14 protein-coding genes and 1 rRNA gene are annotated in these 13,872 nt (G+C 69.5%); 3 read left to right on the plus strand and 12 right to left on the minus strand.

The window, feature by feature from the left end; all coding sequences use genetic code 11:
• Positions 1–117: ribosomal RNA gene (gene rrf, locus CU254_RS08690) — 5S ribosomal RNA — on the plus strand.
• A gap of 1,133 nt (positions 118–1,250) precedes the next feature.
• On the opposite strand, the gene CU254_RS08695 is transcribed toward rrf, so the two are convergent.
• The 6 genes from CU254_RS08695 to CU254_RS08720 all read right to left on the minus strand — a co-directional run bounded on the left by CU254_RS08695 (position 1,251) and on the right by CU254_RS08720 (position 6,802).
• Positions 1,251–2,453, minus strand: a complete 1,203-nt coding sequence (locus CU254_RS08695; protein ID WP_009074737.1) for an Ig-like domain-containing protein — start codon at positions 2,451–2,453, stop codon at positions 1,251–1,253.
• A 130-nt stretch (positions 2,454–2,583) separates the two neighbouring features.
• Complete coding sequence (locus tag CU254_RS08700; RefSeq protein WP_009074739.1) at positions 2,584–3,453, minus strand: patatin-like phospholipase family protein; 870 nt, start codon at positions 3,451–3,453, stop codon at positions 2,584–2,586.
• 57 nt (positions 3,454–3,510) lie between these two features.
• Positions 3,511–4,182: a DedA family protein gene (locus CU254_RS08705; RefSeq protein WP_009074741.1), complete on the minus strand. Its 672-nt coding sequence runs from the start codon at positions 4,180–4,182 to the stop codon at positions 3,511–3,513.
• Between the two features lie 102 nt (positions 4,183–4,284).
• Positions 4,285–5,286, minus strand: a complete 1,002-nt coding sequence (gene lipA, locus CU254_RS08710) for a lipoyl synthase (RefSeq protein WP_037713013.1) — start codon at positions 5,284–5,286, stop codon at positions 4,285–4,287.
• Positions 5,287–5,316: 30 nt separating this feature from the next.
• On the minus strand, positions 5,317–6,261 hold the full coding sequence (locus CU254_RS08715; RefSeq protein ID WP_009074745.1) for an oxidoreductase: 945 nt from the start codon (positions 6,259–6,261) through the stop codon (positions 5,317–5,319).
• A 19-nt stretch (positions 6,262–6,280) separates the two neighbouring features.
• On the minus strand, positions 6,281–6,802 hold the full coding sequence (locus CU254_RS08720) for a hypothetical protein (RefSeq protein ID WP_009074747.1): 522 nt from the start codon (positions 6,800–6,802) through the stop codon (positions 6,281–6,283).
• A gap of 132 nt (positions 6,803–6,934) precedes the next feature.
• On the opposite strand from CU254_RS08720, the gene CU254_RS08725 reads away from it, so the two are divergent.
• Together CU254_RS08725 and CU254_RS08730 are read left to right on the plus strand one after the other, a co-directional pair.
• Positions 6,935–7,555 (plus strand): TetR/AcrR family transcriptional regulator, encoded by a 621-nt coding sequence (locus CU254_RS08725; RefSeq protein WP_037713016.1) that lies wholly within the window; start codon positions 6,935–6,937, stop codon positions 7,553–7,555.
• A gap of 25 nt (positions 7,556–7,580) precedes the next feature.
• The gene (locus tag CU254_RS08730; protein ID WP_009074750.1) at positions 7,581–8,516 is read left to right on the plus strand and encodes an LLM class F420-dependent oxidoreductase; all 936 of its coding nucleotides are present in this window, start codon (positions 7,581–7,583) and stop codon (positions 8,514–8,516) included.
• Positions 8,517–8,588: 72 nt separating this feature from the next.
• On the opposite strand, the gene lipB is transcribed toward CU254_RS08730, so the two are convergent.
• From lipB to CU254_RS08760, 6 genes are all read right to left on the minus strand, one after another.
• Positions 8,589–9,332, minus strand: a complete 744-nt coding sequence (lipB, locus tag CU254_RS08735) for a lipoyl(octanoyl) transferase LipB (RefSeq protein WP_009074752.1) — start codon at positions 9,330–9,332, stop codon at positions 8,589–8,591.
• Positions 9,329–9,958 carry a phosphatase PAP2 family protein gene (locus tag CU254_RS08740; RefSeq protein ID WP_037713018.1) on the minus strand — a complete coding sequence of 210 codons (630 nt, stop codon included), beginning with the start codon at positions 9,956–9,958 and terminating at the stop codon, positions 9,329–9,331. The genes lipB and CU254_RS08740 overlap by 4 nt, the downstream gene beginning before the upstream one ends.
• Positions 9,955–10,833, minus strand: coding sequence for a TIGR01777 family oxidoreductase (locus CU254_RS08745; protein ID WP_009074756.1), 879 nt, complete (start codon positions 10,831–10,833; stop codon positions 9,955–9,957). Before CU254_RS08745 ends, CU254_RS08740 begins: the two co-directional genes overlap by 4 nt.
• Before the next feature lie 15 nt (positions 10,834–10,848).
• On the minus strand, positions 10,849–11,334 hold the full coding sequence (locus CU254_RS08750) for a helix-turn-helix transcriptional regulator (protein ID WP_009074758.1): 486 nt from the start codon (positions 11,332–11,334) through the stop codon (positions 10,849–10,851).
• Positions 11,335–11,339: 5 nt separating this feature from the next.
• Positions 11,340–12,440, minus strand: coding sequence for a serine hydrolase (locus tag CU254_RS08755; protein ID WP_009074760.1), 1,101 nt, complete (start codon positions 12,438–12,440; stop codon positions 11,340–11,342).
• A gap of 119 nt (positions 12,441–12,559) precedes the next feature.
• Entirely contained in the window at positions 12,560–13,741 is a 1,182-nt protein-coding gene (locus tag CU254_RS08760) for an IS30 family transposase (RefSeq protein WP_100267033.1), read from the minus strand.
• Between the last annotated feature and the right edge of the window lie 131 nt (positions 13,742–13,872).

Consider the following 13,872-nt stretch of genomic DNA (forward strand, 5'->3'; position numbering starts at 1 on the left):
TTCGGTGGTTTTAGCGTCAGGGAAACGCCCGGTCCCATTCCGAACCCGGAAGCTAAGCCTGACTGCGCCGATGGTACTGCAACCGAAGGGTTGTGGGAGAGTAGGACACCGCCGAACTTAACTTAAAAGAAGGGGCGGGGCCCCGGTCGAGAACCTGAGAAGGTTTTCCCGGGGCCCAGATTCATTTCATGGACAAGGCCCGAACCCGGTCAATGGGTTCGGGCCTTCGTCATGTCCAGATCACAACGGCAGCCCGCGGAGATGGCAGCGCGAAGACGCTGCGAAGACACGTGGCTCAGCAACGGGACCGAGCGGGCTGGCAACGCGGCTGACAAGACCGCGATGATGGGGCACCGCGGTCCGTGCTGAGGGATGCACGAGCCGGAGGAAGGTGGCCAGCCGCGCCGGCGACACGGAAATAAAAGACCAACGCGGGGCACGAAGTGATGAGACGTAGTCAGCCGCGCTGGCGGAGGACACAACCGTAGGGGCTCCAGACGCTCCCGAACCATCAGGGCGCGCGGCGGCAGAGGTCGGTGGCAGCGGGACACGCACAAGCACGAGCCGCCGCGGAAGGTCGTTGCGGTGCACCGAGACCTCGTGGGGGGCCTGACATGCCCGAGCGGCCGGGGCCGCCGTTGGCGAGGCGGCAATGCGGGCGTGTGGGGAACGCACGAGCGCGAACCGTTGCGGGACAGCCGAGCCGGGGGAGGACTTCGAGGAGAGCCTCGATGTCGCGGGGATCAGACGGGCCTGCGCGGTTTGGGTGCCGCCGGTGTCGAGGCGGCATGCGCCCGTGTGGTGCAGCCAAGCCGCGGGGGCCATTGAGCGGAACCTGGACGTCGCGGGGATCAGACGGGCCTGCGCGGTTTCGGGCGCAGCCATCGGCGAGACGGAATATCCGGTCGCAGTGGGGAGCTGGCGAGCGAGAGCAGTTGGAGGGACAGCCGAGCGGTGGGAGGCCGTTGACGAGAACGTGGCCGTAGGAGGGAACAGACGCGAGCAGTCAGCCGCGGGACTCCGTTGCGGGAACGCAGCCGAAGCAGGCGATGGGGATCAGACGGGCCTGAGCGCCATGGAGCGCAGCCTGGAGCCAGCCGCCTGTGGTGAGTGGTCCGGCCCGCGGCAACCCGGCTCGGTCCTGGTCCGCGTTGAACCCGCTTGAGGGCAACAAAAAGGGTGCCGGAGCGCGAAGCTCCGGCACCCTTCCCTGTCGAACCTGTCAGAACCGTTCAGCCGAACCCGGTGGCCTACTTCAGGGCCGAGCCCTTTTGCCAGTCAGTCCAGGACTTGGACCAGTCGCCGTACAGGTCCCACACCGGCAGCTGCGGGCCGCCCGAGTTGGTGACTTCTACGACGTCTCCCAGGCCGAAGTTGTTGAAGAACCACTCCGCGTTGGCGGCGTTCAGGTTGATGCAGCCGTGCGAGACGTTGGAGTTGCCCTGCTGTCCGACGCTGTTCGGGTTTTCGTGGACGAACTCGCCGTCGTTCGAGATGCGTTCCGAGAACTTCTCGTTCGAGCGATACGCCTTCGGGTCCGGCGGGCAGACGCCGTACGTACAGGAGTCCATCATGTAGTTCGCCTGCTTGTCCGAGACGACGTGCGGGCCGAGGTGGGTGGGGGTCGCGTCCTTGCCCATCGAGATCGGCATCGACTTCACCATCGAACCGTTGTGGAAGATCTGCATCTGCTCGCTGTTGCCGTCGGCTTTCGCGATCCACGAATCGTGCACCTTGTACGTTTCGGTGCGATCGTCCGCTCCGTAGACGCCATTTCCGAAATCGACGCCGTAAATCTTCGCGGTCACCGTCAGCGTCGTGCCCGGCTGCCAGTATTCCTTCGGCCGGTAGTGGACGTTCTTGTCGTCCATCCAATACCAGCTGCCCTCCTGCTTCGGCGACGACTCGACCGTGAGCGTCTTCTCCACGGCGGCCTTGTTCTTCACCGGCACGCCGAAGCTGAACACGATCGGCTGCCCCACGCCGACGCCCGTGCTCTTCACCGCGCCCGGGGCCGGGATCAGGTTCGCGTTCGCCTGCTTCTTCGGCGACAGCGTGGTCACCTGCCCCTGCTGCTCGACGGTTTTCCCGTCCGCGCCTTGGGCATGCGCCTTCACCTGGTACGTGCCGCCGTAGCCGAGCACCTCGGTGGTCGTCCAGCTGAGCTTGTCCGGAGAGAACTCGCCCGCGACGGTTTTGCCCTTGGAGCTCGTGACCGTGACGTCCGTGAGCTTCCCGTTCGCCGCCTTCACGACGATCGGCGTGCTCGGGCTGATCCCGGACGCGTTGGCCGGTTCGATCGTCACCGACGCCGGCGTCGCGGTCTGGTTCGACCCGCCCGGAGAGCCGGGCGTGCCGCCGTTGCTGCCGCCGTCCCCGGAGGAACAGGCGGAAAGCAGCAGGGTCGCCGCGAGAATTCCGGCGAGCGGAAAAAATGTCTTCTTCGGGAACATTATGTCTCTTTTGTGAGGGTCCAGGAACGGCAGGTTCAGCTGCAAAACTACGCGATCGGAAAGACGCCCCGACCGGCGGATCGGTGCATTGGGGTGACGCGGATCACGATCGCGAATTCCGGCTCGCGGATCAGGGGCGCAGCAATCCGGGCGCTCCGTACAGGCCGGGGCCGTCGACGGTCAGTTCCTTCAGGTAGCCCAGGGCGGAGTCGTACGCCTGCGACGCCAGCTCGTCGGTACGCGAGAAGTCCAGCGGGCTCACCCGGACTGGGGCCGGGCCGGGCAGGTAGATCACCGGCACGGTCCGGGCCGCTACCGGCGCCTCCAGCACGGCCTGGTTGCGCATGCTGATCATCGCGGTGAACATCATCACCTCGGCGAACGTCCGGGGCGCGCCGGGCATTTTGCCGGGGAACGCGCAGTCCAGGACGACCAGCGACTTCGCGCCCATGCGCAACGCCTGCCGCATCGGGACGTTGGCGACCAGGCCGCCGTCGTAGAGCAGACGGTCTTCGTGCGGCACCGGCGGATAGATGCCGGGGATCGCGCAGCTCGCCAGGAGCGGCGCCCGCAGCGGACCGGAGGTGAGCAGGACCGGCTCGGCGGTGTCGACGTCGGTCGTGACCACGCCGAGCGGCATCGCCAGGTCCTCGAACCGGCGGCCGGCGCCGAGGTGGTCGTCGACGATCTTGGCGAGGCCGGTGTTCGGGAACAGATGGGTTTTGCTGTGCCGCAGCGTCCGGACCTGGCTGAACACGCCGCCGGGAAACGCCTCGGCCTTCGTCATGTGCGCCCAGATGTCGCGGAGCCGTCGGAGCCGGTCGTCGCCGGCCAGGGAAAGCACCGCGGCGTTCAGCGAACCGACGGACGTGCCGACTGCCAGATCCGGCGCGATGTCCGCTTCGTCGAGAGCTTGCAGCATGCCCACCTGCAGCGCGCCGAGGCTGCCGCCCCCGCCGAGGACGAACGCGACCGGCTTCGGGAGGTCAAATGCCTGCATACGGTCGAATTTAGTCAGCCGGACGGTTCCCGGGCGGGTGACTTCGGGTGACCTCGGTCAACTGCCGGTGCGCACGGGCTCCTCCGGCTGTTCGTCCGGAGAAGCGGGGGACACGCCCAGTGCCTTGCGTTTCTTCATGCGCAGCAAGAAAAACACCAGTACTCCGACCACCAGCGCGGCCACCACGAGGAACCCGGTGTTCATCGCGCTCTCGACCTGTTTGGCCGCCTCGCCCAGCGCGGCGCCGAGGCTGATGTGCGCCAGCGACCAGCAGAACGCGCCGGCGGCGGTCGCGGGGAGGAACTTGCGGAACGGCAGGTTCGACGCTCCCGCGGCGGCCGGCGTCAGGGTGCGCAGCACCGGAAGGAAGCGTGCGAAGAACACCGCCCACGCACCTCGCCGTTCGAGGACGCCGGTGGCCTTGTCCCACGCGTCCAGGCCGTATTTGCGGATGAGCTTCGTCTCCCGCAGCCGCGGTCCGAACTTCCGGCCGAGGGTGTAGCCGATCGAATCGCCAAGGGCCGCGCAGACGGTGACGACCGCCCACAGCGTCAGGAAGCGGGGCACGGACGTCGCCGTGGTCGCCGCGATCAGCAAGCCCGATTCGCCCGGGGCGATGAAGCCGAGGCCGATCGTGCACTCGGCCAGCACGAGCCCGCCTGCCGCCGCGACGAGACCCGGCTGGGGGAGTGCCTGCAGCCAGTCGAGGATGTCCGTTACTAAAGCCACACCATCACTTTACTGATTCTTGGGAATTGGGTGCCACGTTCGGGTGACCGGAGACGAGCGAGGGGCCCCGGTGCGTAACCGGGGCCCCTCGTCGAGACGTCTTCAGCGGGACAGCAGGCTGCTGGCTTCCTGGGCCGCCGGTCCTTCGGCGGTGAGGTGGGCGAGGTTCTCCGGGAGTTCCTCGCCGCGGTGTGCCTTGGTCTGGGCGTAGAGCCGTCCGGCGCGGTACGAGGACCGCACCAGGGGGCCCGCCATCACGCCGGGGAACCCGATCGCCTCGGCGGTTTTCGCGTGCTCGACGAACTCTTCGGGCTTGACCCACCGGTCCACCGGGTGATGCCGCGGCGAGGGCCGCAGGTACTGGGTGATCGTGATGATCTCGCAGCCCGCGTCGAACAAGTCCTGCAACGCGACGGTGACCTCTTCCGGCGTCTCGCCCATCCCGAGGATCAGGTTCGACTTCGTCACCAACCCCGCCGCACGCGCCTGGGTGATCACGTCCAGGGAGCGGGCGTAGCGGAAGCCGGGGCGGATCCGCTTGAAGATCCGCGGCACGGTCTCCACGTTGTGCGCCAGGACTTCCGGACGCGACCCGAACACCTCGGCCAACTGGTCGGGTTCGGCGTTGAAGTCCGGAATCAGCAGCTCGACCCCGGTGCCCGGGTTGAGCGCGTGAATCTGCCGCACCGTCTCCGCGTACAGCCACGCACCGCCGTCGGCCAGGTCATCGCGGGCGACACCGGTGATCGTCGAATAGCGCAGACCCATGGCCTGCACGCTCTCGGCGACCTTCCGCGGCTCCGTCCGGTCCAACGCAGCAGGCTTGCCCGTGTCGATCTGACAGAAATCGCAGCGCCGCGTGCACTGGTCACCACCGATCAGGAAGGTGGCCTCGCGGTCCTCCCAGCATTCGTAGATGTTGGGACACCCGGCCTCTTCGCAAACGGTGTGGAGGCCTTCGCGGCGAACCAGGCCCTTGAGTTCGGTGAACTCCGGCCCCATCCGCACCCGCGTCTTGATCCACGACGGCTTCTTCTCGATCGGCGTCTCGCTGTTGCGCACCTCAAGCCGCAACAACTTCCGCCCCTCCGGTGCAGCACTCACGGGCTCCACCCTACGCCCGGGAAACGGGCCTCAGCGCGGGTCGGGAGTGACGCCGGTCAGCTCGGCGGTCAGGTCCCACAATCTGGTCCCGGCCTCCGGATTCCGGGCCGGGGCAAGGGTGCGCACCTTCGTCGGACGGCCGCGGACGGCGAACGCCGGCCCGAGGTAGTCGCCGCCTTCGACGTCCGGGGCGGTCGCGGCGTACAGCTGCGGCAGCGCGCCCTGCTCGACGCGTTGGGCCAGCAGCATTCCGCCGAGCTTGCCGACTTCCCGCAGCACAGTGCGGAGCACGGGATTCCGGTACGAGCTGGCCATGTTCGTGGTCAGCCCGGTCGCGCTGTAGCCGGGATGCGCGAGCACGCTGAGCACGGTGGAATTCGCTGCGCGAAGGCGTCGGTCCAGTTCGATGCCGAAGGTTTGGTTCGACAGTTTCGCCTGGCCGTACGCGGCGGCCGCGCGGTAGGGGCGGCGTTCGGCGTTCGGGTCGTCCAGGTGCAGGTGCGCGCCGAGGGCGGCGACACTTGACAGCGTGACGACGCGGCCCGCCGGTGCGCCGCGCAGGGCGGGCATCAGCAGCCACGTCAGCGCGGCGTGTCCGAGGTGGTTCGTGCCGAACTGCAGCTCGAAACCGTCCGCGGTACGGCCCTGTGCGGTGGCCATCACCCCGGCGTTGTTCATCAGTACGTCCAGCGCGTCGCCGGTGAGTTCGCGCACCTTGGCGGCGGCTTCGCGGACGGACGCCAGGTCGGCGAGATCCAGCCGGACGAGTTCGGGTTTGGCGCCCGAAGCCGCGGCGCGGACCCGCTCGAGCGCGGTTTCGCCGCGTTCCGGCGACCGGCAGCCGAGCAGCACGCGAGCGCCGTGCGCGGCCAAGACTTCCGCCGAACGCAGGCCGAGGCCGGAATTCGCTCCGGTGATCAGGACGGTCCGGCCGCTCTGGTCGGGGATCCGGGCCTCGGTCCAGCGTTCGCTCATCGGGCTAGCTAACTACACGTCACGCGCTCGGCGCGAGCAGGCGCATCAGATGCCCGACCGGGCCGCGCCTGCGGACCGGGCCGGTGTCGCCTGCGCGGATCAGCGCGTCGAGCGTCCGCCCGACCTTGACGATCTCGTCGGCGGACTCGTCCGGTTCGGCGAGGCCGGCGGTGAGCGCCAGCATGTGCAGTTCGGTGCGGTGCAGCGGTTCCAGCGCCGGGCAGCGCTCGAGCGCGCCGTCCAGCACCGCGCGGAGGTCTTGGTGGTCGTGCTGCGCCTGCCGCCACGCGCGGGTGACGGCGTCGACCTGGTCGCCGGGCAGTTCCGCCTCGTCGGGATCGGCGAACTCGGCGCGCAGGTAGCCGCTGAGCAGTTGCGTCCACTTGTACTGCAGTGCCAGCAACAGGTTCTCTTCGGTGCCGAACTCTTCGGCGGCGCCCGGGATTTCGGCCAGCGACAGCGGCGCCTGCGGTGCACGCCTCGCCTGGCGGACAGCGGCATCGAGGATCTCTCGCCGCCGGTAGAAGTCGGTCCAGCTCATGGTGTGGCTCCCCTTCCGTGACCCGGGTCATACTGCCGGTCTGCGGCATACTCCCGGTACGGACCTGACGCAGCCAACATACCACGGGTATGGTCCGGCGACCCCCGGCGTAAGGTTGTGAGCGTGCCGACAATGAGGTCCCGACGACTCGACTACTCCGAGTCGACCCGATCCGCCCTGGTCGAGAGCGCGGTCGAACTGTTCACGAAACGCGGATACGCGGGCACCTCGCTCGACGAGGTCGCCAAACGCGCCCGCGTCACGAAAGGCGCGCTGTACCACCATTTCAGCGGGAAGCAGGCGCTCTTCGAGGCCGCGTTCGAACAGGTCGAAAGCCTGGTCTACGACCGGCTGCAGAAGATCATGACCGGCGACGGCGAGCCGTGGGAACGCGCGATGGGCGGGCTGCAGGCGTTCATCCGCAGTTGCCTCGACCCGTCGTACCAGCGGATCGCCATCCACGAGGGCCCGGTCGTGATGGGCTGGGAACGCTGGCGCGAGGCCGAGGAGCAGTCCAGTTTCGGGCTGGTCCGGTCCGGGCTGCAGCTGCTCGTCGACGCGGGCGAGGTGGAGCCGGTGCCGGTCGACCTCACCGCGCGGCTGCTGTTCGGCGCGCTGTCGAGCGCGGCCACCGAGATCGCCGGCGCGGCCGACCCGAAGAAGGTCGGAGCCGAGATCGAGGACGTCATCATGCGGATGCTGACCCGGCTGCGCCGCCCGGCGGGAGACCAGGAACGGCCCGCCGCGGGCTGACCAGTCCGCCGTTAGGCTGGCGGACATGGACTTGAGGATCTTCACCGAACCCCAGCAGGGCGCGAGCTACGACGACCTGCTGCGGGTCGCGCGGACCACCGAAGCCGCGGGATACGACGCGTTCTTCCGCAGCGACCACTACCTCAAGATGGGCAGCGCGGACGGCCTTCCCGGGCCGACCGACGCGTGGATCACCCTCGCCGGCCTCGCCCGCGAAACCGAGCGGATCCGGCTCGGCACGCTCGTCACCGCGGCCACCTTCCGCCACCCCGGCCCGCTCGCGATCTCGGTCGCGCAGGTGGACCAGATGTCCGGCGGGCGCGTGGAATTCGGCTTCGGCGCCGGCTGGTACGACGACGAGCACACCGCCTACGGCCTCACCCTGCCGCCGCTCAAGGAGCGTTTCGACCGCTACGCCGAGCAGCTCGCGGTGATCACCGGCCTGTGGAAGACCCCGGCCGGGGAGAAGTTCTCCTACTCCGGCGAGTACTACACGCTCGCCGACTCGCCCGCGCTGCCGAAGCCCGCGCAGTCGCCCGCGCCGCCGGTGATCATCGGCGGGGGCGGCAAGAAGCGCACCCCGGCGCTGGCCGCGCGGTACGCCGACGAGTTCAACCTGCCGTTCGTGGATGCCGACACCGCGCTGGCGCAGTTCGAGCGCGTCGACGCGGCGGCGGAGGCGATCGGCCGGGACCCCAAGGAAATCCTGCGCTCGGTCGCGCTCGTGCTCGCGGCGGGCCGGGACGAGGCCGAGGTCGCGCGCCGGGCGGCCGCGATCGGCCGGGAAACCGACGAACTGCGGGCCAACGGCCTGGCCGGGACCGCGGCGGAGATCGTGGACCGGATCGGGCAGTGGCGCGAAAAAACCGGGATCACCCGGCTGTACCTGCAGGTGCTCGACCTGTCCGACCTCGACCACATCGAGTTCGTGGCGTCCGAGGTCGCTCCGCAGCTCGACTGAGCCCCCGAAAAGCCGTGAAGGACTCCTTGAGGGAATCAGATTCCCTCAAGGAGTCCTTCACGGACAGCTGGGTCAGTTCTGCAGGGCGAAGGTGACGCCGGGGGCCTTCGGGGCCTCCGGACGCGGCAGCCAGCGGTCGTCGCTCACCGGCAGTTCGCCTTCGAGCGCGGCCAGCACCAGCTCCTTCGCCAGCGGCAGCACCTCGGAGACCGGGACGTCGCGCTGCAGTTCCCAGGACAGCGAGGTGACGCCCGCGTCGCGGATGCCGCACGGCACGATGTTGTCGAACGCGGCCAGGTCGGCGTTGCAGTTCAGCTCGAACCCGTGCATGGTGACGCCGCGCTGGACGCGGATGCCGATCGCGGCGATCTTGCGCTCGATCCCGCGCTCGTCGGCCGGGATCCACACGCCGCTGCGGCCCTCGACGCGGCCGGTGCGCACGCCGAACCGGTCGCACACCGCGATCAGCGCCTCCTCGAGGCGGCGCACGTAATGCATCACGTCGATCGGGTCGGCGAGCTTCAGGATCGGGTAGCCGACCAGCTGGCCGGGGCCGTGCCAGGTGATCTTGCCGCCGCGGTCGACGTCGATCACCGGGGTGCCGTCGGCGGGCCGGTCCTCGGGTTCGGTGCGCTTGCCCGCGGTGTAGACCGACGGGTGCTCCAGCAGCAGCATGGTGTCCGGCCCGGTTTCGTCCGCACGAGCGGTGAGGATCTCCCGCTGCAGGTCCCAGGCCTCGGTGTAGTCGATCGTCCCGATCTCGCGCACGACGAGGGGTTCGGTGGCGATCCGGCAGCTTGCGCTCGAAGAACTCACCGTTCGAGGCTACGCCTTTCGTCCGGCGGAAAGGGAATCAGCCGGAGTGCGGTCGCTGACACCAGTCCGACGCCGAGCACCGCGAGCACGGCCCCGATGGTGTCGGTGACCCAGTGCACGCCGAGCACGATCCGGCAGGCCGCGGCCAGCACCGTCGCGGCGGCGGAAATCCCGATCGCCCACCGGACGAACCGCGGCCGGAGCCAGGCGCAGAGGAGCACCACGACCAGGCTGGTCGTCGCCACGGAGACGACGTGGCCGCTGGGGTAGCTCAGATCCGGGTACACCCGCGGGCGCTGGCGCTGGAACACCGGCTTGAACGCCAGGCTGGTGAACCGGCACAGAAGCAGCACCACGGCGAGCCGCACGCACAGCGAGAACTGGGAGCGGTCGCGCAGCACGATCGCCAGCAGCAGCACGCCGAGCACATACGGCAGCACCGGGCCGAGGACGTTCGTCACCACGCCCGCGATCTGGCCGGCCGGGCGAGTGTCCTGTCCCCGCAGGGCCGTGGCGACCTCGACGTCGAGCTGCAGCGGCTGCCGGTCCACCAGAAATCCGAGCCACAGGAACGCGGCGAACAGCACCACGCCAACGACGATCCACCGGACGCGCGGCATCGTCATGTCGCCGCGGCGAGCGCGCTGTCGACGGTGCGGTGCCGGAATTCGTAGCCGCTCGCCTCCAGCTTCCGCGGCACCGCGCGCTGTCCGAACAACGCCATCTCCTCGGCGGCCTGGCCGAGCGCGATCTTCATCGCGATTTCCGGCACCCACCACGGCGCGGGCCGGTGCACGGCGTGGCCGAGGGCCTTGGTGAACTCGGCGTTGGTGACCGGGATCGGGCCGGTGAGATTGACCGGGCCGGACAGCGAATCGTGCTCCAGAATGTGCACGAGGGCACCGATTTCGTCGTCCAGCGCGATCCACGGCATGAACTGGCTGCCGTCGCCGAGCCGTCCGCCGAGCGCGAAGCGGAAGAGCGGACGCAGCACGTCGAGCAGGCCGCCGCGGCGGGCCAGGACGAGACCGGTGCGGACCGAGACCACGCGCGCGTTGGCCGCCGCGGCGGTCGCGTTCTCCCATTCGACGCACATCTCGGCGAGAAAACCGTTGCCCGCCTTGGTGTCCTCATCGACCACAGTGGACCCGGTGTTGCCGTAATAGCCCACGGCGGAGGCATTCACCAGCACCCCGATGCCGTGCTCCGCCACCGCTTCGGCGAGCACCTCGGTCGGCTCGACGCGGCTGTCGAGCAGCTGCTGTTTGCGCATGGCGCTCCAGCGACCGGGCAACAGCGGCGCGCCGCACAGGTTCACCACCGCGTCGACGCCGTCGAACGCGCCGTCGTCGATCCGCCCCGACGGCGGGTCCCAGCCGCGCTCGTCTTCCGCCCGCGCGGTGCGCCGCACCAGCCGGCGCACGTCGTGCCCGGATTCGCGCAGCCGTCCGGTCAATGCGGTGCCGAGGAGACCGCCGGAGCCCGCGATGAGTACCCGCATGCCTCTGATCGTGTCCTATCGGCCCGGTTCGCGCACACCCGGGCGGAGCTGACCGGCGACGTCGGCGGCGGCGGTCAGCAGCACCAGCGCGGGAATCGCGGCGGTCGGCTTGAGCCGGTAGCTGCCGCGGCGGTCCTGCTCGACCAGCCCGGCCGCGGTGAGCGCCTTGAGGTGGTGATAGAGCCGTCCTGGCGAGCTGAGTTCGGCCGCTTCCTGCAGCGCGGCCCCGGTTTGCGCGCCGTCGCGGGCGAGCAGCCGGACGAGCGCGATCCGGTCGGTGTTCGCCAGCGCGGCGAGCACCTCGGCGCGCGGCCCGTCCGGCAGCGACAGGACTGCCGGGGTGGTGAGCCGGATTTCCCAGCGCAGCTCGGGATCGGTCAATTCACCCTGGTAGCCGACGATTCCCCGCGGGCTGTCCGGGACGGGTTCGGCGGACCGTCCCTCCAACGCGGCCAGCCGGCGTTCGAGCGCCGCGACGCGCTCGGCGAGGTCATCGGTCATGCGGGTCAGTGTCCCAGCGCGCGCTCCAGTGCCGTGAAGGTGGCCGGGAGGTACAGCGCGTCGACGCACAGCCGCATCAGCGCCGGAACGTGCTGAAGGTCGGCGGCCGTCGCGTTCTGAAGCAGGATCGTGCCGGTACTCGGAGCGCGGTCCGGCCACAGCACGTCGAACGCCAGCACCAGGACGGCGGACAAGCTGCCGCCTTTGAACAACAAGGCATCCGCGCCCGGCGGCTTCCGTTCCGGGAACTGGGTGAGGATCTGCTGCGCGAGGACGGCGGCCCGGTCCTTGCCCGCGGCGATTTCGCGGTGCAGCCCGAACAAGTGCGCGGCAGTGCCCTGGCCGGTTCCCGCCTCCCAGATCCTGGTGTGTTCGGGCGTCGGCGGATGGGCGAAGACCCGCGGAATCACGGTGGCACGGAACGACGCGTCGTGGACGAACCGGTTCGTCAGCGCATTGCCCAGGGCACGGCGGACCGCGCTCGGGGTGCCGGGCGGCGGACAGTACTCGGGCAGCACCCACATCAGCGTTTCCCCGCAGAACATCCGGGTGTCGGGGTGGTGCCAGCCGCCGCGCGCGGCCGCGCGGCGCAGCGCCGAGTCGCCGAGCCGGGCGTGCAGGTAGTCCGCGGCGGCGTTGTCGCTGACCAGAATCATCAGCTCGGCGATCTTGTGCAGCGGCACTCGCTGCTCCGGATCCTTCGCGATGCCGAACTCGTCGCACGGGATTCCCAGCAAGGTCAGGGCTTCGTGGTGCGTCCCCTGGCCGAGAAGGCCGTCGCCGAAGAACGGATGCCGGGCGTCCCAATCACCGACGCGCACCGGTTCGGCCGGATCGAGCCGTCCTTCGGCGACCGCCGTCGTGTAGGCGAGCAGATGCACCACCTTGACCGCGGAGGCGAGCGGACGTTGCTGGTCTGGCCGGTGCTCGAAGCACGTGCGGTCGGAGAAGACCGCGGACACGTCGTCGCGGTGCGCGGCGAGCCGGGCGAGCCAGCCTTCGGGCGTGGATTGGTCCGGGGGATCGGCCAGCGCGAGCGAGGGGGCGACGAACGTGGCGGCCCCCGCTGCTGTGACCGACGCGAGCAAGCTTCGTCGGGTGAGCATGAGCCAAGCCTACTCCGGAATTCCGAAAATCCGGAATAGCTGACTACGCGGAACGGCGAACGGCGAAGGCCCCCGCACCCGTGGGGCGGATTCACGCGGTCGTCGCAACACCTGATGATCTATGTGGTGGCCGTTAGCAGATTACGCAGGCGCTCGGCTGGTGTTGACCAGCCGAGCGTTTTGCGTGGTCGGCGGTTGAGTTTCTGGGCGACGTGTTCGAGGTCTTCGGTGCTGTGAACGGACAGGTCGGTCCCTTTGGGGAAGTACTGGCGCAGCAGTCCGTTGGTGTTCTCGTTTGAGCCGCGTTGCCAGGGTGCGTGCGGGTCGCAGAAGTAGACCGGAACCCCGGTCGCGATCGAGAACTGCTTGTGCGCGGCCATTTCACAGCCCTGGTCCCAGGTCAGCGAGCCGCGCAGGTGTGCGGGCAGGGTCTGGATCAGCGGGACGAGCACGTCCCGGACTTCCTCGGCGGTGTGCCCGCCGGGCAGGTGCCCGAGCATGACGTAGCGGGTGGAGCGCTCGACCAGCGTCACGATCGCGCTCTCGCTGCGGGTGCCGACGATCAGGTCGCCTTCCCAGTGGCCGGGGACCGCGCGGTCTTCGACCTCGGCCGGGCGCTGGGAGATCATCACCATGCCGTCGACGAACCGGGGTGTGCGCTGGTCAGGTTTGCGGTGCGGCTTCCGGCGGGTGCGGCCGGTCCGCAGCGCGGCCGCGACCTCGCGTCGCAGCCCGCCCCGAGCCTGGACGTAGATCGCCTGGTAGATCGTTTCCGGACTCGCCCGCATGTCCTCATCGTCGGGGAACTCGCGGACGAGCGCCTGACAGATCTGCTCGGGTGACCACTGTTCCCGCAGCTTGTCGGCGACATAGGCGCGCAACGGACCGTCCTGGGCGAGTTTCGACGGCTTCGGCCGCGGCCGGCTTCCCGCCCAGGCCCGCTGAGCGTGGTGCGGCCGATAGACACCGTTGACCGACCGCGTGTCGATCTCCCGTTTGACGGTGGACGCCGGGCGGCCCAGCGCCCGCCCGATCGCCCGGAACGACTCGCCCTGCCGGCGCATGTCGGCGATCAGCTCCCGTTCGGCCACCGTCAAGTACCGCGGGTGCAAAGTGGCCTCGACCGCCGCGACAGACGGCTGCGAGGACAAAGGAACGACAGTGGTCACGCCCGTCTTGTAGTCGATCCGGCGCCCATCCGGGTGGAGGCGCGTGTGACCGATCTGCCGGATACCGCGATCCCAGTCCCGGGCGGTGCGCTCGTTGACGCCGACCCGAGTGGCGGCATCCCGTGATCGCACACCGGCCGCGCGAAGCCGGTCGTACTCCGCCCTGCCCGGATGCCCGGACGTGCCCGACTTCCCCGTGCCCCGCACTCCTGCCTGCCGCGCCCAAGTGTGAGCCGTTCCCCGAGACACCCCGACCACCCGGG

Origin of the sequence: Amycolatopsis sp. AA4, assembly GCF_002796545.1 — a bacterium.
Lineage (GTDB): Bacteria > Actinomycetota > Actinomycetes > Mycobacteriales > Pseudonocardiaceae > Amycolatopsis.

Coding starts and splice junctions, on each gene's coding strand:
- CU254_RS08695 (WP_009074737.1), bottom strand. CDS start 2,453: ATGTTCCCGAAGAAGACATTTTTTCCGCTCGCCGGAATTCTCGCGGCG.
- CU254_RS08700 (WP_009074739.1), bottom strand. CDS start 3,453: ATGCAGGCATTTGACCTCCCGAAGCCGGTCGCGTTCGTCCTCGGCGGG.
- CU254_RS08715 (WP_009074745.1), bottom strand. CDS start 6,261: ATGAGCGAACGCTGGACCGAGGCCCGGATCCCCGACCAGAGCGGCCGG.
- CU254_RS08720 (WP_009074747.1), bottom strand. CDS start 6,802: ATGAGCTGGACCGACTTCTACCGGCGGCGAGAGATCCTCGATGCCGCT.
- CU254_RS08725 (WP_037713016.1), top strand. CDS start 6,935: ATGAGGTCCCGACGACTCGACTACTCCGAGTCGACCCGATCCGCCCTG.
- CU254_RS08730 (WP_009074750.1), top strand. CDS start 7,581: ATGGACTTGAGGATCTTCACCGAACCCCAGCAGGGCGCGAGCTACGAC.
- CU254_RS08740 (WP_037713018.1), bottom strand. CDS start 9,958: ATGACGATGCCGCGCGTCCGGTGGATCGTCGTTGGCGTGGTGCTGTTC.
- CU254_RS08745 (WP_009074756.1), bottom strand. CDS start 10,833: ATGCGGGTACTCATCGCGGGCTCCGGCGGTCTCCTCGGCACCGCATTG.
- CU254_RS08750 (WP_009074758.1), bottom strand. CDS start 11,334: ATGACCGATGACCTCGCCGAGCGCGTCGCGGCGCTCGAACGCCGGCTG.
- CU254_RS08755 (WP_009074760.1), bottom strand. CDS start 12,440: ATGCTCACCCGACGAAGCTTGCTCGCGTCGGTCACAGCAGCGGGGGCC.